16 protein-coding genes, 1 tRNA gene and 3 rRNA genes are annotated in these 24313 nt (G+C 53.3%); 7 read left to right on the forward strand and 13 right to left on the reverse strand.

All coding sequences use genetic code 11. The features are described 5' to 3' along the window. The first annotated feature begins 204 nt into the window (after window positions 1–204). From glnA to glnG, 3 genes are all read left to right on the forward strand, one after another. Complete coding sequence (gene glnA, locus FA92_RS17620; RefSeq protein WP_013359533.1) at window positions 205–1614, forward strand: glutamate--ammonia ligase; 1410 nt, start codon at window positions 205–207, stop codon at window positions 1612–1614. Between the two features lie 138 nt (window positions 1615–1752). After that, window positions 1753–2802, forward strand: a complete 1050-nt coding sequence (gene glnL, locus FA92_RS17625; RefSeq protein WP_013359534.1) for a nitrogen regulation protein NR(II) — start codon at window positions 1753–1755, stop codon at window positions 2800–2802. Between the two features lie 7 nt (window positions 2803–2809). Then, window positions 2810–4219 carry a nitrogen regulation protein NR(I) gene (gene glnG / locus FA92_RS17630; RefSeq protein ID WP_010258440.1) on the forward strand — a complete coding sequence of 470 codons (1410 nt, stop codon included), beginning with the start codon at window positions 2810–2812 and terminating at the stop codon, window positions 4217–4219. Between the two features lie 41 nt (window positions 4220–4260). On the opposite strand, the gene hemN is transcribed toward glnG, so the two are convergent. Together hemN and yihI are read right to left on the reverse strand one after the other, a co-directional pair. Then, complete coding sequence (gene hemN, locus FA92_RS17635; RefSeq protein ID WP_033784326.1) at window positions 4261–5634, reverse strand: oxygen-independent coproporphyrinogen III oxidase; 1374 nt, start codon at window positions 5632–5634, stop codon at window positions 4261–4263. A 233-nt stretch (window positions 5635–5867) separates the two neighbouring features. Beyond that, window positions 5868–6392 (reverse strand): Der GTPase-activating protein YihI, encoded by a 525-nt coding sequence (yihI, locus tag FA92_RS17640; protein WP_033784327.1) that lies wholly within the window; start codon window positions 6390–6392, stop codon window positions 5868–5870. Window positions 6393–6941: 549 nt separating this feature from the next. Between yihI and yihA the strand changes: the two genes are divergently transcribed. Then, window positions 6942–7577, forward strand: a complete 636-nt coding sequence (yihA, locus tag FA92_RS17645; RefSeq protein ID WP_033784328.1) for a ribosome biogenesis GTP-binding protein YihA/YsxC — start codon at window positions 6942–6944, stop codon at window positions 7575–7577. A 417-nt stretch (window positions 7578–7994) separates the two neighbouring features. Here the strand turns inward: yihA and polA are convergent, their stop codons facing one another. The 4 genes from polA to FA92_RS17670 all read right to left on the reverse strand — a co-directional run bounded on the left by polA (window position 7995) and on the right by FA92_RS17670 (window position 13122). After that, window positions 7995–10781: a DNA polymerase I gene (gene polA / locus FA92_RS17650; protein ID WP_033784329.1), complete on the reverse strand. Its 2787-nt coding sequence runs from the start codon at window positions 10779–10781 to the stop codon at window positions 7995–7997. Between the two features lie 377 nt (window positions 10782–11158). Next, on the reverse strand, window positions 11159–11788 hold the full coding sequence (gene dsbA, locus FA92_RS17660) for a thiol:disulfide interchange protein DsbA (protein ID WP_013359539.1): 630 nt from the start codon (window positions 11786–11788) through the stop codon (window positions 11159–11161). Between the two features lie 26 nt (window positions 11789–11814). Beyond that, window positions 11815–12801: a serine/threonine protein kinase gene (locus FA92_RS17665; RefSeq protein WP_013359540.1), complete on the reverse strand. Its 987-nt coding sequence runs from the start codon at window positions 12799–12801 to the stop codon at window positions 11815–11817. Between the two features lie 45 nt (window positions 12802–12846). Continuing rightward, window positions 12847–13122, reverse strand: a complete 276-nt coding sequence (locus tag FA92_RS17670; RefSeq protein ID WP_033734564.1) for a YihD family protein — start codon at window positions 13120–13122, stop codon at window positions 12847–12849. Between the two features lie 47 nt (window positions 13123–13169). Here FA92_RS17670 and mobA point away from each other — a divergent pair, with 47 nt between their 5' ends. Continuing rightward, window positions 13170–13736, forward strand: a complete 567-nt coding sequence (gene mobA / locus FA92_RS17675; RefSeq protein WP_033784691.1) for a molybdenum cofactor guanylyltransferase MobA — start codon at window positions 13170–13172, stop codon at window positions 13734–13736. Window position 13737: 1 nt separating this feature from the next. Then, window positions 13738–14244 carry a molybdopterin-guanine dinucleotide biosynthesis protein MobB gene (mobB, locus tag FA92_RS17680; protein WP_033784331.1) on the forward strand — a complete coding sequence of 169 codons (507 nt, stop codon included), beginning with the start codon at window positions 13738–13740 and terminating at the stop codon, window positions 14242–14244. A gap of 84 nt (window positions 14245–14328) precedes the next feature. Here the strand turns inward: mobB and rrf are convergent. From rrf to FA92_RS17700, 4 genes are all read right to left on the reverse strand, one after another. Then, window positions 14329–14444: ribosomal RNA gene (gene rrf / locus FA92_RS17685) — 5S ribosomal RNA — on the reverse strand. Window positions 14445–14657: 213 nt separating this feature from the next. Further along, window positions 14658–17566 (reverse strand): 23S ribosomal RNA (locus FA92_RS17690). Window positions 17567–17796: 230 nt separating this feature from the next. Further along, window positions 17797–17871: transfer RNA gene (locus FA92_RS17695), tRNA-Glu, on the reverse strand. An 88-nt stretch (window positions 17872–17959) separates the two neighbouring features. Next, window positions 17960–19499, reverse strand: a 16S ribosomal RNA gene (locus tag FA92_RS17700). Together the 16S, 23S and 5S rRNA genes with 1 tRNA gene alongside form the textbook arrangement of a ribosomal RNA operon. Window positions 19500–20033: 534 nt before the next feature. On the opposite strand from FA92_RS17700, the gene mdtD reads away from it, so the two are divergent. Next, on the forward strand, window positions 20034–21434 hold the full coding sequence (mdtD, locus tag FA92_RS17705; RefSeq protein WP_033784332.1) for a multidrug transporter subunit MdtD: 1401 nt from the start codon (window positions 20034–20036) through the stop codon (window positions 21432–21434). On the opposite strand, the gene rbsR is transcribed toward mdtD, so the two are convergent. The 3 genes from rbsR to rbsB all read right to left on the reverse strand — a co-directional run bounded on the left by rbsR (window position 21431) and on the right by rbsB (window position 24295). After that, the gene (gene rbsR / locus FA92_RS17710; protein ID WP_033784333.1) at window positions 21431–22414 is read right to left on the reverse strand and encodes a ribose operon transcriptional repressor RbsR; all 984 of its coding nucleotides are present in this window, start codon (window positions 22412–22414) and stop codon (window positions 21431–21433) included. The genes mdtD and rbsR overlap by 4 nt on opposite strands. A gap of 13 nt (window positions 22415–22427) precedes the next feature. After that, complete coding sequence (gene rbsK / locus FA92_RS17715) at window positions 22428–23357, reverse strand: ribokinase (protein WP_033784334.1); 930 nt, start codon at window positions 23355–23357, stop codon at window positions 22428–22430. A 62-nt stretch (window positions 23358–23419) separates the two neighbouring features. Then, window positions 23420–24295 carry a ribose ABC transporter substrate-binding protein RbsB gene (gene rbsB / locus FA92_RS17720; RefSeq protein ID WP_033784335.1) on the reverse strand — a complete coding sequence of 292 codons (876 nt, stop codon included), beginning with the start codon at window positions 24293–24295 and terminating at the stop codon, window positions 23420–23422. Window positions 24296–24313 lie beyond the last annotated feature (18 nt).

Genomic DNA, 24313 nt, shown 5'->3' on the forward strand with positions numbered 1-24313 from the left:
GTGCATCACAAGGCGATTTAAGCAACATCAAAAAAGTTGGCACAGAATTCGCTTTATCTAAATCAAGCGTAAACGCCAGACAGATGTCGGTTGAAGAGCGTGCCGGGTGAAGTTGGTCAGGGAGGTGTTTTCCCGCAATGGATTCCGGAAACGACGTTTCCTCGCCATGTAGATAATGAAAGACCATTTCCAGGAGAGTTGAGTATGTCCGCTGAACACGTTCTCTCGATGATGAACGAGCATGAAGTTAAGTTTGTTGACCTGCGTTTTACCGATACCAAAGGTAAAGAACAGCACGTTACGATCCCTGCTCACCAGGTTAACGCTGACTTCTTCGAAGAAGGCAAAATGTTCGATGGTTCGTCTATTGGCGGCTGGAAAGGCATTAACGAATCAGACATGGTGCTGATGCCTGACGCCACCACGGCAGTCATGGATCCTTTCTTCGAAGATTCTACGCTGATCATCCGTTGTGACATTCTTGAGCCAGGCACCATGCAGGGCTACGATCGCGATCCACGCTCTATCGCCAAGCGCGCTGAAGATTACCTGCGCTCTTCCGGCATCGCGGACACCGTGCTGTTTGGACCAGAACCCGAATTCTTCCTGTTCGATGACATCCGTTTCGGTTCATCAACGTCCGGCTCACATGTGGCTATCGACGATATCGAAGCGGCATGGAATACCGGTAAAGAGTACGAAGGCGGTAACAAAGGTCACCGTCCAGGTCTGAAAGGCGGCTACTTCCCGGTTCCACCGGTTGACTCATCACAGGACATCCGTTCTGCCATGTGTCTGACCATGGAGCAGATGGGTCTGGTTGTTGAAGCGCATCACCACGAAGTGGCGACCGCAGGTCAGAACGAAGTGGCAACCCGCTTCAATACTATGACCAAAAAAGCGGACGAAATTCAGATCTACAAATATGTCGTTCACAACGTTGCGCACGCTTACGGCAAAACGGCGACCTTTATGCCGAAGCCAATGTTTGGCGACAACGGTTCAGGCATGCACTGCCATATGTCACTCTCTAAAGGTGGCCAGAACCTGTTTGCCGGCGATAAGTACGGCGGCCTGTCTGAAATGGCGCTGTTCTACATCGGCGGTATCATCAAGCACGCGAAAGCGATCAACGCCCTGGCGAACCCGACAACCAACTCTTACAAGCGTCTGGTCCCGGGTTATGAAGCACCAGTTATGCTGGCTTACTCTGCCCGTAACCGTTCTGCCTCAATCCGTATCCCGGTTGTTGCCAGCCCGAAAGCCCGTCGTATCGAAGCGCGCTTCCCGGATCCAGCCGCTAACCCATACCTGGCGTTCACCGCGCTGCTGATGGCTGGCCTGGATGGCATCATCAACAAAATCCATCCTGGCGACGCGATGGATAAGAACCTGTATGACCTGCCACCGGAAGAAGAAGCTGAGATTCCAAAAGTTGCAGGCTCGCTGGAAGAAGCGCTGAATGCACTGAACGAAGACCGCGAGTTCCTGACCCGTGGCGGTGTATTCACAGACGAATCGATCGATGCTTACATCGAACTGCGTAAAGCAGAGATGGATCGCGTTCGCATGACGCCACACCCGGTTGAGTTCGAGCTTTACTACAGCGTTTAACTGGTCAGACGTTTTTGTTGCCGTGGAAACTTTTAGCCCATCTTCGGATGGGCTTTTTTCTCCGCGAATTCACCGTTCATTCGCCCTCTTTTCGGCTTAAAGACTAAAATGCACCTGACTGGTGCAGAGGAACGTTGTATGGCAACTGGCTCTCTGCCCGATGCAGGGCAGATTCTCAACGCGTTAATCAACAGTATTTTGTTAGTGGATAACGATCTGGTTATTCATTACGCCAATCCGGCGGCGCAGCAATTACTGGCGCAAAGCTCACGCAAATTGTTCGGCACACCATTACCGGAATTAACCGGCTACTTTTCGCTGAATATTGAGGTGATGCGCGAGAGTCTTGAGGCTGGCCAGGGATTTACTGACAGTGAGGTCACGCTGGTGGTAGATGGTCGCGCACATATTATGTCGCTGACCGCCCAGCGGTTACCCGATGGCTTAATCCTGATGGAAATGGCGCCGATGGATAATCAGCGTCGCCTCAGTCAGGAGCAGTTACAGCACGCGCAGCAGGTCGCCGCTCGCGATCTGGTTCGCGGTCTGGCCCATGAGATTAAAAATCCGCTGGGCGGATTACGCGGCGCGGCACAGCTCCTATCCCGCGCCCTGCCCGATCCGTCACTGAATGAATACACCAAAGTGATTATTGAACAGGCCGACCGGTTGCGAAATCTGGTGGATCGTCTGTTAGGACCGCAGCAGCCAGGCATGCACATCACGCAGAGCATTCATCAGGTGGCCGAACGGGTGGTCAATCTGGTGTCGATGGAGCTGCCGGAGAATGTTTCGCTGGTCAGGGATTACGACCCCAGCCTGCCGGAACTGCCGCATGACCCCGACCAGATTGAACAGGTGCTGCTTAACGTAGTTCGCAACGCACTTCAGGCGCTGGGCGACGACGGTGGCACCATTGTTATCCGCACCCGCACTGCTTTCCAGTTGACGCTGCACGGTACGCGTTATCGCCTGGTGGCACGTATTGATATTGAAGATGATGGCCCCGGCATTCCGGCCCAGCTGCAGGATACGCTGTTTTATCCGATGGTCAGCGGACGTGAAGGCGGAACCGGTTTAGGCCTCTCCATCGCCCGTAGCCTGATTGATCAACATTCAGGAAAAATAGAATTTAACAGTTGGCCGGGACACACCGAATTTTCGGTTTACCTGCCTATTCGCCAGTGAGGTTTCTATGCAACGAGGGATAGTCTGGATCGTCGATGACGATAGCTCCATCCGCTGGGTGCTTGAACGCGCGCTCACTGGAGCCGGTTTGAGCTGTGCGACCTTTGACAGCGCAAGCGAGGTGCTGGATGCCCTCTCAACCAAGACCCCGGACGTTTTACTGTCAGATATTCGCATGCCCGGTATGGATGGCCTGGCGCTGCTGAAACAGATTAAGCAGCGTCATCCGATGCTTCCGGTCATCATAATGACGGCGCATTCGGATCTGGACGCCGCTGTCAGCGCCTATCAGCAGGGTGCCTTTGATTACCTGCCTAAACCGTTTGATATTGACGAAGCGGTGGCGCTGGTCGAGCGAGCCATCAGTCACTATCAGGAACAGCAGCAGCCGCGAAATCAGCCGGTCAGCGGACCCACCACCGATATCATTGGTGAAGCGCCAGCGATGCAGGATGTGTTTCGTATCATCGGCCGGTTATCGCGCTCGTCGATCAGTGTGCTGATCAACGGTGAGTCAGGAACCGGTAAAGAGCTGGTAGCTCATGCGCTGCATCGCCATAGTCCGCGTACCAAAGCGCCTTTCATCGCGCTTAACATGGCGGCGATTCCCAAAGATTTGATTGAATCCGAACTGTTCGGTCACGAGAAAGGTGCCTTTACCGGCGCAAACCAGATCCGTCAGGGCCGTTTTGAGCAGGCGGATGGCGGCACGCTGTTTCTGGATGAGATCGGTGATATGCCGCTGGATGTGCAGACCCGTCTGCTGCGCGTGCTGGCCGATGGCCAGTTCTATCGCGTTGGTGGCTATGCGCCAGTGAAAGTGGATGTACGTATTATCGCCGCAACCCACCAGAATCTGGAATTACGCGTGCAGGAAGGCAAGTTCCGTGAGGACCTTTTCCACCGCCTGAATGTGATTCGCGTGCATCTGCCACCGCTGCGTGAGCGTCGTGAGGACATCCCGCGTCTGGCACGTTACTTCCTGCAGGTGGCGGCCCGTGAGCTGGGGGTGGAAGCGAAGATTCTGCATCCGGAAACCGAGACAGCCTTAACCCGTCTTCACTGGTCCGGTAACGTTCGTCAGCTGGAGAACACCTGTCGCTGGCTGACCGTGATGGCGGCGGGCCAGGAAGTACTGATTCAGGATCTGCCCGGAGAACTGTTTGAATCCAGTACCCCGGAAAATCCGGTGCAGTCGCTGCCTGACAGCTGGGCAACCCTGCTGGCACAGTGGGCCGACCGCGCCCTGCGTTCCGGTCATCAGAATCTGCTGTCAGAAGCCCAGCCAGAGATGGAGCGTACGCTGCTCACCACTGCGCTGCGTCATACGCAAGGCCACAAGCAGGAAGCAGCACGTCTGCTGGGCTGGGGACGAAACACGCTGACGCGCAAGCTGAAAGAGCTGGGCATGGAGTAAGCGGTTCAGTACGGGCTGGTGTGGTCTGCCAGCCCGTTTCTTCAGATAACGCGCGAGAACTGCTGCTGACGCGCTTTCTGACGCAGATAACGATCAAAACACATGCAGATATTACGAATCAGTAACCGGCCAATCCCCGTCACCTCCAGCCCGCCAGCCGTTTGTACCACCAGCCCATCGGCGATTAACGGTTTCAGCAGCGCCAGGTCCTCAGCAAAATAGTCGCTGAAGCAAATTCCCCATTGCGCTTCTGTCGCGGCAAAATCCAGCGAGAAGTTACAGAGCAGCGTTTTAATCACGTCACGACGCAGGCAATCATCGTCGGTTAAGGCGATACCGCGCCACAGGCCATTCCCCTGCTGTTCAACACTCTTGTACCAGGTGTTGAGGTCTTTCTGGTTCTGCGCATAACTGTCGCCAATCATGCTGATGGCTGAAACGCCAAGCCCCAGCAAATCGCTGTCGCCCTGCGTCGTGTATCCCTGGAAATTACGATGCAGCTGCCCTTTCCGCTGCGCGATGGCCAGCTCATCCTGCGGCTTCGCAAAGTGATCCATCCCGATAAACTGGTAGCCCTGCTGAGTCAGCGTCGTGATGGTCTGCTGTAAGATATCCAGCTTTTGCTGAGCGGAGGGCAGTTCGTCCTCTTTGATTTTACGCTGTGCCGCGAACATCGCTGGCAGATGCGCATAGTTAAACACGCTAAGGCGATCGGGATTGAGTGCCAGCACCCGCTCCAGCGTCCAGGCAAAGCTGGCTGGCGTCTGCAGGGGCAAGCCATAGATCAGGTCGATGCTGACAGAGCTGAAGCCCTGTTCACGGGCGCGCGCCATCAGGCCGAAAATCACCTCTTCGTCCTGCACCCGGTTAACCCGTTCCTGCACCGATTTATTGAAGTCCTGTACCCCCATGCTCAGACGATTGAATCCCAGCGATCGCAGGTGATCAATCATATCCAGCTCAATTTCACGCGGATCAATCTCGATCGACATTTCAACATCGCTGGCCACGGTGAAGTGTTGCTTCAGCAAACCCACCAGCCGTGAAATCTGCGCATTATAGAGAAAAGTTGGCGTGCCGCCGCCCCAGTGAAGCTGCGTGACCTGACGCTGACGAAACAGCGGCGCACGCTGAATAATCTCCTGCTCAAGCACATCCAGATAACGGTCCGCTTTGTGGCGCTGACGGGTCACAATCTTATTGCAGCCGCAGAAGTAGCAGAGACGATGGCAGAAGGGAATATGGACGTAGAGTGACAGCGGACGGTCAGGGTAGCGCGCCACGGCTCGCTGAAAATCGCCTTCCGCATAGTGCTCGCTGAACTCCAGCGCGGTGGGATAAGAGGTGTAACGCGGGCCGGCATAATTGTACTTTTCAATTAACGCCTGATCCCACTCAATCTGCTGCGATGGCATGCTCACTCCTTCCGATGACGTCGTCTGAGAGAAGGTCGCGAAGAAGAGGAGATGAAAGGTGAGCGGGTTGAGACCCGACGTAAACGTTGCTTCAGCCGCGACAGGCGTCGTAGTTTAAACAATAACCACAGCAGATAACATGTCGCCAGCAGCGCGAAAATTGATCCAGGCCAAAACATTGTTGTTTACCTGATAAGTACGGCATGCGGAAACCGCATGCCGATCAAATCTGCTTAGTTGCCCTTCAGCAGACGGTACATATCTTCTTCAGCCTGCTCATCTTCAGCATCATCCATCACAATGCCTAACTGCTCCATCAGTTCGTCGATACGATCCAGCGAGGCATCCAGCCAGCCCTGATCTTCAGCCGACAGCGTTTCGCCATTTTCCAGACGATCCAGCAGCGCATCCAGACGCTCGTCATTTTCCAGCTTCGCCAGCTCTTCTTCGGGCGTCAGACGCACTTTCTTCTCAGCTGCCGGTTTTGCCACGCTTTTCTTTGGCTTAACGGCTGCGGTTTTCCCCTCAGCAATCAGGGCCACCGGTTTTTTACTGCCGATACGCGGATCTTTTACGCTGCTCTCCTGACGTCCGCCGTTGCTTTCGGACGCAGCCGGATTAGCACGGCTGCCAGATGCGTGTCCGCGATGCTTTTTATCACGTTTGCGATCGCGTGCTTCATGGTTGATATCGTCACGCGATTTGCGTTTGGCTTTGACGGCAGGTTTGCCGTTAGCAGCTCGTGCAGGTTGCTTCATAGTATTCGGTCCCGGCTTTTTTATTCAGTATAGAATTGCGGCGAAATCTAGCAGAAACCAGACAAAGAAAAAAGGCGACAGCTCAAGCTGTCGCCTTATTTCATACCTTCATAAGAAGGAATCATGTTTTAAGTCCTTTTCGGCTCGTAACATCCCGGTCAATCCCGCGCCTGCTCAACTCCTGAGCTTTTCCTTATCCCTGTCTGGCCGTATCCCTGACCGTTTCCATTCCACCGCTCGTTGCCTTCCTGACATCCCTGAGCGCATCATCCTGATGTGTGCTGCCGTTCACTGCACAATAATGTAGACCAACTGGTAAAAGCCTCAAGTCGGTGTCAAAAATAGTTAGTTCAAAAAAAGAACGATTATTGTCAACGTTATGAATTTTAATGTTTTTTATTTTTAGTAATTAAAGTAAAAAGCGAAATAACCTGCAGCCTGAATGGCAAATCTCTTACACACTTTGTTATCGAGATGTGATTGAGCACTTTCGCGCCATAACGCGTATAATCGCCGCCATTGCCTTAATGCGTTTTCTGGAGTGTTACCTTGTCTGAATTGAATTATCACGTTACCCACTTTGTCATGAGCGCGCCGGATATCCGTCATCTGCCTGCTGATACCGGAATTGAAGTGGCTTTTGCTGGCCGTTCGAACGCGGGAAAATCGAGTGCGCTGAATACGTTAACCAATCAGAAAGGTCTGGCACGTACCAGTAAAACGCCGGGACGTACGCAGCTGATTAACCTGTTCGAAGTGAAAGAAGGTAAGCGTCTGGTCGACCTGCCAGGTTACGGTTATGCCGAAGTGCCGGAAGAGATGAAGCTGAAGTGGCAGCGTGCATTAGGAGAATACCTGCAAAAACGTCAGGCCCTGAAAGGACTGGTCGTGCTGATGGATATCCGTCATCCGCTGAAAGACCTTGATCGACAGATGATTCAGTGGTCAGTGGAAAGCGGTATTCCGGTGCTGTTGCTTCTGACCAAAGCAGACAAACTGGCCTCAGGTGCCCGTAAAGCGCAGCTCAATGTCGTGCGTGAAGCCGCACTCGAATTCGTGGGTGATGTGCAGGTAGAGCTCTTCTCCTCGCTGAAGAAAATCGGCGTGGATAAGGTTCGTCAGAAGCTGGACAGCTGGTTTAATATGCTTGAACCGGCGGTTGAGGATCAGGACGGGGAAGAGTAACTGGCAACACGGTGCCGCTGAAGCTGGCGATACAAAAAGCCCAATAAAAAACGCCCCAGTCACAGAATGACTGGGGCGGCTAAATTCAGCCAAATCCGATTACGTGAAGTAAAAGGTCTGAAAGATAGAACATCTTACCTCTGTACCCTACGCGACGAACTTTACCTGATTTTGTGTGCGTGACAAAGGCTTTTTTGTTGCTTACTTACATCAAACAGGGCTTTTTTTACCATACACATCACAAAAATAGCGTTGCGATGTAGTTAAATAACGAAAAAAGTGTTTAGCCGATAAGCAGTTAGAAAAGCGCGTAATCTCAGTACCAGCGCTGGCCGGGTTAAACCAGGTAATTAAACGATTTACTTATACCTGACTAAGGGTCGATTCCGCTCTGTGGAACCGACCTGAAGCCGTGAATCAGTGGGCTTCATCCCAGTTGTCACCCACACCGACTTCAACCAGTAAAGGCACGTCGAGCTGCACGCTACCTTCCATCAGCGCGCGGATTTTCTGACTGGCTGCTTCAACGGCCTCCGCTTTCACTTCGAACACCAGTTCATCGTGAACCTGCATGATCATTCTGACACTATTGTCGTTTTGCTGTTCCAGCCACGCATCAACAGCAATCATCGCCCGCTTGATAATATCTGCTGCCGTTCCCTGCATCGGCGCATTGATCGCGGCACGTTCAGCGGCTTTCCGGCGAATGGCATTGCTGGATTTAATATCCGGCAACCACAGTCGACGGCCTTCAATCGTTTCGACATAGCCTTTACTTGCCGCCAGCTGGCGGGTGTTCTCCATATAGCGCAGTACGCCCGGATAACGTTCAAAGTAGAGGTCCATATACTTTTTCGCTTCGCCTGCGCCAATGTTCAGCTGGCGCGAAAGACCAAATGCACTCATGCCATAGATCAGACCAAAGTTGATCGCTTTCGCACTACGGCGCTGTTCGGCGCTGACCTTGTCCAGTGGTACACCAAATACTTCGGATGCCGTGGCACGGTGAATATCTTCGCCCTGGGCAAAAGCGTCCAGTAATCCTTTATCCTGAGAGAGATGCGCCATGATACGCAGTTCGATTTGTGAATAGTCTGCCGCCACAATGCGATAACCTTTGGCCGCGACAAAGGCCTGACGGATTCGGCGTCCTTCGTCATTACGCACCGGGATGTTTTGCAGATTCGGATCGGCAGAGGATAAGCGACCGGTTGCGGTAACGGCCTGATGATAAGAGGTATGCACCCGCCCGCTCAGCGGGTTGATCATCAGGGGTAATTTATCCGTATAGGTCGACTTAAGTTTAGATAAGCCGCGATGTTCCAGAATCACTTTGGGCAGCGGATAGTCGAGTGCCAGCTCAGCTAACACCTCTTCGCTGGTTGACGGCGCACCGCCCGGTGTTTTCTTGGTGGGTTTGATACCCTGTTTTTCAAACAGGATCACCTGCAGCTGCTTGGTGGATGAGAGGTTGAAGGGTTCTCCCGCCAGCTCATGTGCTTTTAATTCAAGCTCAGCCAGTCGGGCAGTCAGCTCTTTCGAATGTTGCGCCAGAATAGCCTGATCGATTAACACGCCATTGCGCTCAATCCTGGAAATTACCGTCAGTAACGGCATCTCAATCTGCTCGAAGACTTTTCTCGGGCCCGCTTCTTTCTCCAGCTCTGGCCACATCTTCAGATGCAACTGCAGGGTCACATCGGCATCTTCGGCAGCATAATGGGATGCCTGCTCCAATGCGATTTGATTGAACGTCAGCTGATTTTTGCCCTTACCAGCGATCTCCTGGAAGGTGACCGTTTTGTGGTTAAGCCAGCGAACAGCCAGGCTATCCATGTCATGTTTACCCACCACGCTGTTAAGAATATAGGACTCAAGCATGGTGTCGAATTTGATACCGGCCAGTTCAATATCGTAGTTTTTCAGTACGCCACGATCGTATTTCAGGTTCTGGCCCACTTTCCAGGCGCTCTCATCTTCCAGCAGAGGCTTGAGCTGTGCCAGAACAGCCGCGCGATCCAGTTGGTCAGGCGCATCGAGATAGTCATGGGCAACCGGCAGGTAGGCGGCTTCGCCGGGCGCAATCGCGAAGCTGATGCCCACGATGTTAGCGCTCAGGGTGTCCAGCGCGTCGGTCTCCAGATCAAAAGCAAAGACCTCGCTGTTTTTCAGCTTCTCCAGCCAGCTGTCGAAAAGATCCTGATCCAGAATGGTGACATAATTCTCGGTCGGTAATACGCTGCTGGTTTCAGGCACAGCAACCGGCTCATCGGAGAGCGCTTTCTGTGCCTGAGTATTACTTTTCTTGCCCTGCAGCCATTTCCCATCCTGCAGGTCACTCAGCCAGCGTTTGAACTCATAACGGCTGAACAGGGTCTGCAGCGCCTCGACATTGGGTTCAGTGACCGTGAGCTCTTCACAGGGCAGCGCCAGCTCGACGTCCGTCTTGATGGTCGCCAGCTGGTAAGAGAGAAACGCCACATCCCGATTCTGCTCAAGTTTGGTCGCCATGGTTTTCGCGCCACGAAACCCGAGATCCGCTACTTTATCCAGATTGTCATAGATGGTCTGCATGCTGCCCAGACCCTGCAGCAGAGCCTGTGCCGTTTTCTCACCCACGCCGGGAACGCCAGGGATGTTATCTGAGCTGTCGCCCATCATGGCCAGAAAATCGATGATTAAGGCTGGTGGCACACCATATTTCTGCTCGACCTCTTCCGGCCCCAGGATGGTGTTGCTCATGGTGTTAATCAGCGTGATGGCTGGCGTGACCAGCTGCGCCATATCCTTGTCGCCGGTGCTGATTAGCACTGAAAGGCCTTTTTTCTCCGCTTCCAGCGCCAGCGTACCGATAACATCATCGGCTTCAACGCCGCTCACAGCCAGTAGCGGCAGACCCATCGCCCGCACCATCTCATGCAGCGGCTCGATTTGCGCCCGCAGTTCGTCAGGCATCGGCGGACGATGAGATTTATAATGCTCGAACAGCTCATCCCTGAAGGTTTTGCCTTTGGCATCGAACACTACAGCAACGTGACTCGGATTATATTGCGCCAGCAGGCTTTTCAGCATGTTGAGCACGCCGTACATAGCGCCAGTAGGTTCACCTGCACTATTGGTCAGCGGCGGAAACGCGTGATACGCGCGATAAAGATAGGATGAGCCATCGACCAGAATGAGGGGATTTTCTGCTATTTGCGCCATAAGTCTGTGTTGTCTTCGTTGCTATGGGTTGGTCTATAAGGATGCCACAAGCTGGCGGAAATGGTGAACTAAGGCACAGGATATGTCGCGTTTTTAACGGTTCTGGAGGAAAGATCGCAACGATCATTCTGTGGATAACTTTGTGCGTAAAAATTATAACGCGCTGCTATTCAGGATCTTAAATGATTTGGCTATTAATAAAATACATAATTTTCATTAGCTTATTTAATTTCCGTGACCCGATCGCCATTTTTAATTACGTGATCCCTTGTGTGGATATTAAATTTATGCCCTGGAGATGGACAAAATTTACGTCTCTGTTTAATGGCATAAAAAAACGCCAGCAGAGCTGGCGTCAGATGGGGTGGTAAGGCAGATTACTTCTGGCTTACGAGGAATTTAACCACGTTCGCGTAATCAGCAACGAAATTGTCCATAGAGCTGGTATCGAGGCCGCCGTTGTTCACCATATATTTGCCATTCACGAACATCGCTGGCACACCGCGCAGATCAACATCCGCAGCCGCTTTCTGCTGTTGTGCAACCAGCGCTTTTACGGCAAAGCTGTTCCAGGCAGCATCGTAGTCAGCAGCGGAGATACCGGCCGCTTTAACAAAAGCCTCTTTCAGACTGGCAGGATCGGTAATGGTCTGCGTTTTCTGAATGCCATCAAAGATCGGTGCTGTCACCTTATCTTCAACGCCCAGCGCCATGGCGACGGCCCATGCCTGAGTCACAACCGGTCCCAGATCACCACCAAGGAAATCGACGTGGTATTTCACCAGCTTTGTATCAGCAGGCAGATTCTTTTTCACCGCGTCATTAACGTGATAAATACGTTCAAACTGATAGCAGTGCGGGCAGAAGAAGGAGAAGAACTCCATCACCTGAGGTTCACTGGCCACAGGTTTTGGCAGACTCACATATTGTTTACCTTCAGTGAACTGGGCAGCAGACGCGCTGAATGCCAGCACTAAACCCATCAGTGCAAACCAAATTTTTTTCATCGTGAAAACTTCTCCTGACTACGTCGTTAATATTGCGGTGTCAGCTGCAGAGGAGGTTCCTGCAACAGCTTCTCCTGCTCGGTAAAGAGTGAAATTTGCCTGCGCCAGAAATCTTCATCTGTCATCCAGGGGAAAGCGCGCGGAAAAGCGGGATCCTGCCAGCGTCGGACAACCCAGGCCAGATAATAAACCATGCGCATAGCGCGTAAAGGTTCAATCAGTGACAATTCATTAATATCAAAGTCACTGAATTCACTGTAAGCCTCCAGCAAAATATCCCACTGTATACGCTGTTCCTGTCGATCGCCGCTGATGAGCATCCACAAATCCTGTACCGCCGGACCATTACGGGCATCATCCAGATCGACAAATAGCGGTCCATCGCGCCACAGGATATTCCCCGGATGACAGTCGCCATGTAATCGTAGCGGCTGCCACGTGGTATGCCACTGTTGCTGCAGCGTGTTACCCAGCTTATCGATAGCCTGCAGCAGCGCGGTCTTAAGCGAAGCAGGCACTAATTGTGAGTGCTCCAGCGCCTGTCGGGGTTCATGCAGATACTCATCAAGACCGATGGCAGGACGATGGTTGAACAGCGCTTTGCGCCCGGTCTGATGAATGCGGCCCAGGAATCGGCCTACCCATTCCATCTGATCTTCATTGTCTGTCTCATATTGCCGTCCGCCCAGACTGGGAAATACGGCAAAGAAGAAGCCAGCGTGGCTGTGCAGTGTCTCGCCCTTTAACCGCAATGGTGCCGCGATGGGCACCTCATCAGCCAGCAGATCGAGCGCATACTGATGCTCTTCAGCGATCTGTTCAGCACGCCAGCGCTGTGGGCGATAAAACTTCGCGACATAGCGGCGTTTTTCATCATCGCTGAATTGGTAAACCCGGTTCTCATAGCTGTTCAGGGCTGTCAGACCTGATTCGACGCGAATTCCTGTATCCCAGAGCGCATCAAGCAATACGTCGGGATTCAATGTCTGGAAGTTGAAAGCAGCGTCGCTCATCATATTACCTGTAGTTGCCCTTGCAAATAGCAGCCAAGGATAACACTACTCGTCCTGTTTAATGACACCCCGTGCGCGGAGCAGTGCGGTTTTGAAATCAACTTCATAGTCTTTTTTCAGGCCTGGGATCGCATCATCGCTGGCTGAGTCACGCATTTTGAGATGGTAAATTAATACATCGTCGGTTAATTCACTTAACGGGCCACGGAAACCAGATTCCTGCGCCAGTTTCTGTAAAAATGTGACCAGATTCAGGTCAGGCTCTTTTTGCCAGGCGGGTTGCAGCAGTTCGATCAACTCGTTTAAACGATGGCATTTCATTGAGGTTTCTCCGTTATTCACAGTGCGTCATCAGCGAGGGCAAAGCCATGACAATATTGACCGGCATCATTCTGGCTGGTGGTCAGGGCCGCCGTATGGGTGGTCAGGATAAAGGATTAGTGCAACTGGATGGCAGGCCGCTTTATCAGCATGTCCTTGAACGGCTCAGGCCACAAGTCGACATTGTCATGATTAATGCCAATCGTAATATTGATCGCTATCAGTTAAGCGGGTGTCGGGTTGTGCAAGATGTTTTTGATGGCTATCCGGGTCCGCTGGCCGGTATCTACAGTGCATTAGTAGCCATCGACGGTGAATGGGCTGCGTTTTGCTCCTGTGATACGCCTGCAGTTCCTCTTAACTTCGTTGAAAAGCTGGCTGAACAACGTGGAGACGCCCCTGCAGTCTGGGTCCGCTCACAATCACGCGACCACCCCACGCTGGCGCTGATTCATCGGAAGATGGCAGTGCCTCTTCATGACTATCTTCACGCCGGTGAACGACGTCTGATGCATTTCCTGCGCGACCACGGCGGCCATGCTGTTCAGCTGGATAATGATGAAGCTGCCTTCCGCAATATCAATACGCCTGATGACCTGAATGAGAGACGCTGATATGTCATTACCCTTACTCGCGATTGTCGGCTGGAGTGGAACCGGCAAAACCACGCTATTACAGCAGGTGATACCAATTCTTCTTAGTAAAGGGATTCGCGCCGGGCTGATTAAGCACACGCATCATGAGATGGACGTAGATACGCCAGGCAAAGATAGCTATTTGCTCAGAAAAGCGGGCGCCAGTCAGGTAATGGTTGCCAGTTCTGAGCGGTGGGCATTGATGTGTGAGACACCGGAAAAGCAGTCGATTGATCTGCCTTATCTGCTCAGCCGTATGGATCACTCTGTGCTGGAGATAGTGCTGGTTGAGGGCTTTAAAGAGGAATCGGTGCCTAAAATTATACTGTGGCGTGCCGGGATCAAAGGTGGCATCGAGGAACTGATTGATGAGCAGGTGATCGCTGTCGCCAGCGATCAGAAATTAGCGCTGAATGTGCCGGTTCTGGATATAAATCGTCCTGATAGCGTGGCAGATTTCATTGCAGACTGGCTGAAAAAGCGCTGAAACGGGGAAGTTTTCGTGTTTTTCACAATCTGCAGACGTAAAAAAGCCCCGCACTCGCGTGCGGGGCTTCTTCACTTATTTGATGCCTGGCAGTTCCCTACTCTCGCATGGGGAGGCCCCACACTACCATCGGCGCTACGGCGTTTCACTTCTGAGTTCGGCATGGGGTCAGGTGGGACCACCGCGCTAAAGCCGCCAGGCAAATTCTTTGTGCTCTGTCCTGTGTCTTCTGTGCTGATGCTGCGTTGGCCGCCCTCGCGCTGCTCAGTCACATACGTCAGTATGCTCCTTCACATCGGTCGGTTGCCGCCTTGCCTCAGCGCAGAATCCTTCGGACTTCAGTCCGCAGGATACAACTATTATCCGGTAACAAAGCTGAAAATCGTGTCTCTCAAAAACGCCTCTGGCGTTGTAAGGTTAAGCCTCACGGGTCATTAGTACCGGTTAGCTCAACGCATCGCTGCGCTTACACACCCGGCCTATCAACGTCGTAGTCTTCAACGTCCCTTCAGGACCCTCAAGGGGTCAGGGAGAACTCATCTCGGGGCAAGTTTCGTGCTTAGATGCTTTCAGCACTTATCTTTTCCGCACTTAGCTACCGGGCAATGCCATTGGCATGACAACCCGAACACCAGTGGTGCGTTCACTCCGGTCCTCTCGTACTAGGAGCAACCCCCCTCAATTCTCCAGCGCCCACGGCAGATAGGGACCGAACTGTCTCACGACGTTCTAAACCCAGCTCGCGTACCACTTTAAACGGCGAACAGCCGTACCCTTGGGACCTACTTCAGCCCCAGGATGTGATGAGCCGACATCGAGGTGCCAAACACCGCCGTCGATATGAACTCTTGGGCGGTATCAGCCTGTTATCCCCGGAGTACCTTTTATCCGTTGAGCGATGGCCCTTCCATTCAGAACCACCGGATCACTATGACCTGCTTTCGCACCTGCTCGAGCCGTCACTCTCGCAGTCAAGCCAGCTTATGCCATTGCACTAACCTCACGATGTCCGACCGTGATTAGCTGACCTTCGTGCTCCTCCGTTACTCTTTAGGAGGAGACCGCCCCAGTCAAACTACCCACCAGACACTGTCCGCAGCCCGGATTACGGGCCTACGTTAGAACATCAAACATTAAAGGGTGGTATTTCAAGGTTGGCTCCACGCAGACTGGCGTCCGCGCTTCAAAGCCTCCCACCTATCCTACACATCAAGGCTCAATGTTCAGTGTCAAGCTGTAGTAAAGGTTCACGGGGTCTTTCCGTCTTGCCGCGGGTACACTGCATCTTCACAGCGAGTTCAATTTCACTGAGTCTCGGGTGGAGACAGCCTGGCCATCATTACGCCATTCGTGCAGGTCGGAACTTACCCGACAAGGAATTTCGCTACCTTAGGACCGTTATAGTTACGGCCGCCGTTTACCGGGGCTTCGATCAAGAGCTTCTCCTTGCGGATAACCCCATCAATTAACCTTCCGGCACCGGGCAGGCGTCACACCGTATACGTCCACTTTCGTGTTTGCACAGTGCTGTGTTTTTAATAAACAGTTGCAGCCAGCTGGTATCTTCGACTGGCTTCGGCTCGGGGAGTAAATCCCTCCACCTACGCGCCAGCGTGCCTTCTCCCGAAGTTACGGCACCATTTTGCCTAGTTCCTTCACCCGAGTTCTCTCAAGCGCCTTGGTATTCTCTACCTGACCACCTGTGTCGGTTTGGGGTACGATTCTGTGTTACCTGATGCTTAGAGGCTTTTCCTGGAAGCAGGGCATTTATCACTTCAGCACCGTAGTGCCTCGTCATCACGCCTCAGCGTTGATAAGGGACCGGATTTACCTGGACCCTCCGCCTACACGCTTAAACCGGGACAACCGTCGCCCGGCTGATATAGCCTTCTCCGTCCCCCCTTCGCAGTAACACCGAGTACAGGAATATTAACCTGTTTCCCATCGACTACGCCTTTCGGCCTCGCCTTAGGGGTCGACTCACCCTGCTCCGATTAACGTTGAACAGGAACCCTTGGTCTTCCGGCGAGCGGGCTTTTCACCCGCTTTATCGTTACTTATGTCAGCATTCGCACTTCTGATACCTCCAGCATGCCTCACAGCACACCTTCGACGGCTTACAGAACGCTCCCCTACCCAACAACGCATAAGCGTCGCTGCCGCAGCTTCGGTGCATGGTTTAGCCCCGTTACATCTTCCGCGCAGGCCGACTCGACCAGTGAGCTATTACGCTTTCTTTAAATGATGGCTGCTTCTAAGCCAACATCCTGGCTGTCTGTGCCTTCCCACATCGTTTCCCACTTAACCATGACTTTGGGACCTTAGCTGGCGGTCTGGGTTGTTTCCCTCTTCACGACGGACGTTAGCACCCGCCGTGTGTCTCCCGTGATAACATTCTTCGGTATTCGCAGTTTGCATCGGGTTGGTAAGCCGGGATGGCCCCCTAGCCGAAACAGTGCTCTACCCCCGAAGATGAGTTCACGAGGCGCTACCTAAATAGCTTTCGGGGAGAACCAGCTATCTCCCGGTTTGATTGGCCTTTCACCCCCAGCCACAGGTCATCCGCTAATTTTTCAACATTAGTCGGTTCGGTCCTCCAGTTAGTGTTACCCAACCTTCAACCTGCCCATGGCTAGATCACCGGGTTTCGGGTCTATACCCTGCAACTTAACGCCCAGTTAAGACTCGGTTTCCCTGCGGCTCCCCTATACGGTTAACCTTGCTACAGAATATAAGTCGCTGACCCATTATACAAAAGGTACGCAGTCACCCCCATAAAGAAGGCTCCCACTGCTTGTACGTACACGGTTTCAGGTTCTGTTTCACTCCCCTCGCCGGGGTTCTTTTCGCCTTTCCCTCACGGTACTGGTTCACTATCGGTCAGTCAGGAGTATTTAGCCTTGGAGGATGGTCCCCCCATATTCAGACAGGATACCACGTGTCCCGCCTTACTCATCGAGCTCACAGCACGTGTGCTTTTGTGTACGGGAGTATCACCCTGTACCCTGCGACTTTCCAGACGCTTCCACTAACACACATGCTGATTCAGGCTCTGGGCTGCTCCCCGTTCGCTCGCCGCTACTGGGGGAATCTCGGTTGATTTCTTTTCCTCGGGGTACTTAGATGTTTCAGTTCCCCCGGTTCGCCTTGCAGCACTATGTATTCATGCTGCAATGATGCACAGAGTGCACCGGGTTTCCCCATTCGGACATCGACGGCTGTAGCGGTTCATATCACCTTACCGTCGCTTTACGCAGATTAGCACGTCCTTCATCGCCTCTGACTGCCTGGGCATCCACCGTGTACGCTTAGTCGCTTAACCTCACAACCCACAGGCGTTTTACAACGCTGTAAGCTGCAAGCATTTGAGAGACTCGAACGCATCGTATTTTTCATTCTTATTACGGAGAATGAAAACGACACGTCGTTTCAATTTTCAGCTTGTTCCGGATTGTTAAAGAGCAAATATCTCAAACGCGGCCCGGCTGCTTACGCAACCAAATCGGTTTTGAGATACTGTATGGAGACACCTTTCACCTGTCACCAAGCAGGTGGCGTCCCCTAGGGGATTCGAACCCCTGTTGCCGCCGTGAAAGGGCGGAGTCCTAACCGCTAGACGAAGGGGACACGATAGTGTCACGACTTCGCAGCCGTCCTGCTCATTACTTTTTATCAGACAATCTGTGTGGACACTGCGCCGGAAGGTATCTTCAGGTAAGGAGGTGATCCAACCGCAGGTTCCCCTACGGTTACCTTGTTACGACTTCACCCCAGTCATGAATCACAAAGTGGTAAGCGCCCTCCCGAAGGTTAAGCTACCTACTTCTTTTGCAACCCACTCCCATGGTGTGACGGGCGGTGTGTACAAGGCCCGGGAACGTATTCACCGTGGCATTCTGATCCACGATTACTAGCGATTCCGACTTCACGGAGTCGAGTTGCAGACTCCGATCCGGACTACGACGCACTTTGTGAGGTCCGCTTGCTCTCGCGAGGTCGCTTCTCTTTGTATGCGCCATTGTAGCACGTGTGTAGCCCTACTCGTAAGGGCCATGATGACTTGACGTCATCCCCACCTTCCTCCGGTTTATCACCGGCAGTCTCCTTTGAGTTCCCGACCGAATCGCTGGCAACAAAGGATAAGGGTTGCGCTCGTTGCGGGACTTAACCCAACATTTCACAACACGAGCTGACGACAGCCATGCAGCACCTGTCTCACGGTTCCCGAAGGCACTAAGGCATCTCTGCCGAATTCCGTGGATGTCAAGAGTAGGTAAGGTTCTTCGCGTTGCATCGAATTAAACCACATGCTCCACCGCTTGTGCGGGCCCCCGTCAATTCATTTGAGTTTTAACCTTGCGGCCGTACTCCCCAGGCGGTCGACTTAACGCGTTAGCTCCGGAAGCCACTCCTCAAGGGAACAACCTCCAAGTCGACATCGTTTACGGCGTGGACTACCAGGGTATCTAATCCTGTTTGCTCCCCACGCTTTCGCACCTGAGCGTCAGTCTTTGTCCAGGGGGCCGCCTTCGCCACCGGTATTCCTCCAGATCTCTACGCATTTCACCGCTACACCTGGAATTCTACCCCCCTCTACAAGACTCAAGCCTGCCAGTTTCAAATGCAGTTCCCAGGTTAAGCCCGGGGATTTCACATCTGACTTAACAGACCGCCTGCGTGCGCTTTACGCCCAGTAATTCCGATTAACGCTTGCACCCTCCGTATTACCGCGGCTGCTGGCACGGAGTTAGCCGGTGCTTCTTCTGCGGGTAACGTCAATCGACGCGGTTATTAACCGCACCGCCTTCCTCCCCGCTGAAAGTACTTTACAACCCGAAGGCCTTCTTCATACACGCGGCATGGCTGCATCAGGCTTGCGCCCATTGTGCAATATTCCCCACTGCTGCCTCCCGTAGGAGTCTGGACCGTGTCTCAGTTCCAGTGTGGCTGGTCATCCTCTCAGACCAGCTAGGGATCGTCGCCTAGGTGGGCCATTACCCCGCCTACTAGCTAATCCCATCTGGGTTCATCCGATAGTGAGAGGCCCGAAGGTCCCCCTCTTTGGTCTTGCGACGTTATGCGGTATTAGCCACCGTTTCCAGTGGTTATCCCCCTCTATCGGGCAGATCCCCAGACATTACTCACCCGTCCGCCACTCGTCACCCAAGAGCAAGCTCTCTGTGCTACCGTCCGACTTGCATGTGTTAGGCCTGCCGCCAGCGTTCAATCTGAGCCATGATCAAACTCTTCAATTTAAGTTTGATTTGCTTAAACAAGTTAAGCGGTGCTCATCTGTAAAACGTCATAATGAATTTCATTATGTGTTCACTCGTGAGGCTTTGATATTTTGTTGCGTCCGGAGACGCTGATATCAATCCTGCGAGTGCCCACACAGATTGTCTGATAAATTGTTAAAGAGCAGTGCGAACAGTGCGTTAGCGTCCTGTCGCGAGGTGGCGTATATTACGCTTTCCTCCTGCAGAGTCAACCTCTATTTCAGAAGTTTTTCTCCGGCGGCGCAGTCTCCTGTGCCTCTCAACCCGTTTCCCGTTGCCGGTGTTCCGTGTTGATGGAGGCGCATTATAGGGAGTTTCCTCAGGCTGACAAGTGTTTCTTCGAATTAATTTACTGAGCGCATCTTTTTTAAACGAACGGCTTAAAAAGAGACGTTTCATGGCCGAATAACGCACAAAAACAGCGATCAAACGTTGTAAAGAGACCTGCCGTTGCGGGTTGCGGGTGCTATTATTTTGCTTCTTCTCGCAGGATAACCCTAGGAAGGACACTCAATGATAAAATCCTCGCGCAGCATGGCAGGTTTGCCATGGATAGCGGCTATGGCCTTTTTCATGCAGTCACTCGACGCCACTATACTGAATACTGCCCTGCCTGCTATCGCCACCAGCCTCGACCGCTCTCCCCTGGCCATGCAATCCGCCGTTATCAGTTACACCCTCACTGTCGCGATGCTGATTCCGGTCAGCGGCTGGCTCGCCGATCGCTTCGGCACGCGTAAGGTATTTATCATTGCGGTTTCGCTGTTCACCCTCGGCTCGCTGGCGTGTGCGCTCTCACCGACGCTTTCGGTGCTGGTTATATCGCGAATCGTGCAGGGCGTGGGTGGCGCAATGATGATGCCGGTCGCACGACTTGCACTGCTACGCGCCTATCCGCGCAGTGAACTGCTGCCGGTGCTCAATTTCGTCACCATGCCAGGATTGGTTGGCCCGATACTGGGCCCGATGCTGGGCGGTGTGCTGGTCACCTATGCGACGTGGCACTGGATCTTCCTGATTAATATCCCGATAGGTATTCTCGGCATTATCTACGCACGCAAATATATGCCGGACTTCACCACGCCTAAGCGCCGCTTCGACTTTCTGGGTTTTATACTGTTCGGGGCTGGGCTGGTAATGATCTCGATTGGGATTGAGCTGTTCGGTGAGCGGATTGTTTCCGCCTGGCTGGCTGGCGGGATATTACTCAGCGGCATCGTGCTTTTACTTCTCTATATAGTGCATGCCCGAAATCACCCGTCGCCCCTCATCAACCTGCCGATGTTTAAAACCCGGACTTTCTCGGTTGGCATTGGCGGCAACATTGCATCACGTCTCGGTACCGGCTGCGTCCCCTTTTTAATGCCGCTCATGTTGCAGGTTGGCTTTGGCTATTCAGCTATTATTGCAGGCTGCATGATGGCACCTACCGCCATTGGTTCAATACTGGCGAAGTCGACGGTGACACAACTGCTGCGCTGGCTGGGTTACCGCCGCCTGCTGGTCAGCATCACCGCTATTATTGGCATCCTGATCGCCAGCTTCTCTCTGCAGTCGCCTGCTGAAAGCATCTTTGTGCTGTTGCTTCCGCTGTTTATTCTCGGCATGGCGATGTCTACGCAGTTCACCGCCATGAACACTATTACTCTGGCCGACCTGGATGATGATAATGCCAGCGGGGGTAACAGCGTGCTGGCCGTGACGCAGCAGTTAGCGATCAGTTTCGGTGTGGCGGTCAGTGCTGCGGTACTGCGCTTCTATCAGGAGTTTGAAACCAGCACCATTTCACAGTTCCATGCCACGTTCCTGACCATGGGTGTCGTTACCGTGCTTTCAGCGCTGACTTTTCTGCTGCTGAAAAACGGCGATGGACGTAATCTGATCACGAATCGCGACAGGAAGAAAAAGCGCTAAACTGAGCCACGTACCACCAGCTCCGGCGTCAGCACAAGCGTTTGCTGGCTGGCGTCGGGATCGCTGAGACGATGAATTAAGGTATCTATCGCCAGTTCGCCCAGCGCATCTTTGGGCTGGTGAATCGTACTCAGTGGCGGAGTGAGATAGCGCGCCAGTTCAATATCGTCATACCCCATGACAGCCATCTGCTGCGGAACCTGCATGCCAGCCTGATAGAGGGCGTGATAAACGCCGACAGCCATCGCATCGTTACTGGTAAATACTGCTTCCGGCAGCGTTTCCAGCGCCAGCAACTCGACCATCCCGTTGTAGCCACCCTGAAATTCAAAGTCACCATTCACGATATAGCCAGGCAAAATCTCCAGGCCACTCTTAGTCATGGCGTTGCGATAACCTTCCAGACGCATACGGGCCGGGGTTTTATCCTGGGGACCGGCGATACAGGCGATGCGGGTATAGCCGCTGTCGATAAGATGCTGAGTGGCCAGCTCGCCGCCCAGCAGCGCGTTATCCTGAATGATGTCACCGCGACCCTCAAACGGTGCCCAGTCCATCATCACCGCAGGTATAGAGGGATAACGATTCAGAATGTCTGCCGACGGCAGGTGACTTTCAGTGCACATGATCAGCAAACCATCGACACGCTTCTGCATCAGCGTTTCCAGGCTGTGGTTCATCCGCTCCTCATCTCCCGCCGTATTACAGAGAATCAGGCTGTAGCCACGCTGATAGCAACTCTCCTCCACGCCCCGCACCACTTCAGCATAAAAAGGGTTACTGCTGGTAGTCAGCAACATACCGATAGTGTGCGTCTGATTGATTTTCAGACTGCGCGCCAGTGCAGAAGGGGCGTAGTTAAGATGACGTATCGCCTGCTCAACTTTTTCCCGCACGCCTTCACTGACAAAGCGGTTGTTATTAATAACGTGCGAGACAGTGGAGGTAGAGACGCCCGCCAGGCGAGCGACATCTTTCATGGTACTCAATCGCTTAACCCTGCTGCTGCAAAAAATCATCAATCTCCGCGCGCCACGGCACGGAGGGCTGCGCACCCGAGCGGGTAACGGCAATCGCGGCGGCGGCATGGGCAAATCGCACCGCGTCGTACATTGGCTTCTGCTCCAGTCGCGCGGTAATAAAGGCACCGTTAAAGGTGTCGCCCGCCGCGATGGTATCAATAGCTTTAACGCTGAAGCCCGCAATGCGCTGACCTTCTCCCTGCTCGCTCAGCCAGACACCGCGGCGACCCAGCGTAATCAGTACCGTGCCGATGCCTTTCGCATGCAGCACTGCCGCAGCGCGAGCCGCATCTTCATCGTTGTTAACCGCAATGCCGGTCAGACTCTCGGCTTCGGTCTCATTCGGCGTAATAATGTCGATCAGCGCCAGCAGCTCATCGGAGAGAGGGGTAGCGGGTGCCGGATTGAGAATTACCTGCGTCTGATGCTGTCGGGCGAAGGTCGCGGCGGCCAGCACGCTCTCCAGCGGCGATTCCAGCTGCATTAAGAGTGCATCGGCATCGGCGATAACCTGCTGATGACGTGCTACGCAATCGGGTGTTAACGCCGCGTTTGCACCGGAGTAGATGCCGATATTGTTCTCACCGTCACCGTTGACGAAAATCATCGCCACACCGGTCGATTCGCCCTCAACCACCTCTACAGGCGTGGTATCAATATTGTCCTGTGCGAGCTGCTCACTAATACGTTCGCCAATGTCGTCAGCGCCCACACAGCCAATAAAGGCGATATCGGCACCCGCACGACCCGCGGCGACCGCCTGATTCGCGCCTTTACCGCCAAACGCAACCTGATAATTCTGCCCGATCACCGTTTCACCGGGACGAGGGAAGTGCGCCAGATTAAGGATGTGGTCAGCATTAATGCTGCCAAGAACGGCCAGTTTTGCGTTTTTGCTCATTAGGGGAATCCGGAATAAGTGCGCCACCGGGAGGGTGGCGCGGTGCCCTGCTTTTCTTTGAGTTATTGAGTGACCAGCTTCAGGTCGACCGGATTGATCGCCTTCACTTTTTCACCCTTCAGCACTTTATCAGCGGTGTCCACGCCGATCATGCCAATTTTTTCTGGCATCTGTGCCACGGTGGCAGACAGTTTGCCAGCTTCTACGGCTTTCACGCCATCAGCAGTGCCGTCAAAACCCACCACGATCACACCAGTTTTTCCGGCAGTCTGCAGCGCACGCAGTGCACCCAGCGCCATTTCGTCGTTCTGAGCGAATACTGCCTGAACGTCCGGGTGTGCCTGCAGCAGGTTCTGCATGACGTTCAGACCTTTGGTGCGGTCAAAGTCAGCAGGCTGGCTGGCGAGGATCTGGAATTTATGCGCATCAGCGGCCTGTTTGAAGCCTTCGCCACGTTCGCGGGCAGCAGAGGTTCCGGCAATGCCCTGCAGCTCAATAATTTTGGCATTTTCGCCGACTTTTTTGGCGATGAAGTCACCGGCCATTTTACCGCCGAAACGGTTATCGGAAGCGACGTGGCTGACCACCGTGCCCTGTGCCGCAACGCGGTCCAGCGTGATGACAGGAATATTCGCCTGGTTAGCCATCTTCACGGCGTTGCCCACAGCATCAGAGTCAGTCGGGTTGATCAGCAGCAGCTTAGTACCGCGAACGGTCAGATCCTGCACGTTCGCCAGCTCTTTAGCCGGGTTGTTCTGTGAATCCAGCACCACCAGGTTGTAGCCCAGTTTGTCCGCTTCTTTCTGAGCACCCTCTTTCAGGGAGACAAAGAACGGGTTGTTCAGGGTTGAAACCACCAGCGCGATGGTATCTTTTGCCATGGCACTGGTACTGAGCGTTGCGCCGAGGATCATGGCCAGTGCGGTTAACTTTTTCATCTTATTATCCTGTGTAAG

The organism is Pantoea sp. 9140 (assembly GCF_000745295.1).
GTDB classification, from domain to species: Bacteria; Pseudomonadota; Gammaproteobacteria; order Enterobacterales; family Enterobacteriaceae; genus Pantoea; species Pantoea vagans.

Bases quoted from the DNA above. Each gene is read 5' to 3' on its own strand.
- hemN (WP_033784326.1), bottom strand. From the start codon at position 5,634: ATGCCATCGCAGCAGATTGAGTGGGATCAGGCGTTAATTGAAAAGTAC.
- rbsK (WP_033784334.1), bottom strand. From the start codon at position 23,357: ATGAGCAAAAACGCAAAACTGGCCGTTCTTGGCAGCATTAATGCTGAC.
- rbsR (WP_033784333.1), bottom strand. From the start codon at position 22,414: ATGAAAGATGTCGCTCGCCTGGCGGGCGTCTCTACCTCCACTGTCTCG.
- polA (WP_033784329.1), bottom strand. From the start codon at position 10,781: ATGGCGCAAATAGCAGAAAATCCCCTCATTCTGGTCGATGGCTCATCC.
- yihI (WP_033784327.1), bottom strand. From the start codon at position 6,392: ATGAAGCAACCTGCACGAGCTGCTAACGGCAAACCTGCCGTCAAAGCC.
- glnA (WP_013359533.1), top strand. From the start codon at position 205: ATGTCCGCTGAACACGTTCTCTCGATGATGAACGAGCATGAAGTTAAG.
- mobB (WP_033784331.1), top strand. From the start codon at position 13,738: ATGTCATTACCCTTACTCGCGATTGTCGGCTGGAGTGGAACCGGCAAA.
- glnG (WP_010258440.1), top strand. From the start codon at position 2,810: ATGCAACGAGGGATAGTCTGGATCGTCGATGACGATAGCTCCATCCGC.
- glnL (WP_013359534.1), top strand. From the start codon at position 1,753: ATGGCAACTGGCTCTCTGCCCGATGCAGGGCAGATTCTCAACGCGTTA.
- mdtD (WP_033784332.1), top strand. From the start codon at position 20,034: ATGATAAAATCCTCGCGCAGCATGGCAGGTTTGCCATGGATAGCGGCT.
- FA92_RS17670 (WP_033734564.1), bottom strand. From the start codon at position 13,122: ATGAAATGCCATCGTTTAAACGAGTTGATCGAACTGCTGCAACCCGCC.
- mobA (WP_033784691.1), top strand. From the start codon at position 13,170: ATGACAATATTGACCGGCATCATTCTGGCTGGTGGTCAGGGCCGCCGT.
- dsbA (WP_013359539.1), bottom strand. From the start codon at position 11,788: ATGAAAAAAATTTGGTTTGCACTGATGGGTTTAGTGCTGGCATTCAGC.
- FA92_RS17665 (WP_013359540.1), bottom strand. From the start codon at position 12,801: ATGAGCGACGCTGCTTTCAACTTCCAGACATTGAATCCCGACGTATTG.
- rbsB (WP_033784335.1), bottom strand. From the start codon at position 24,295: ATGAAAAAGTTAACCGCACTGGCCATGATCCTCGGCGCAACGCTCAGT.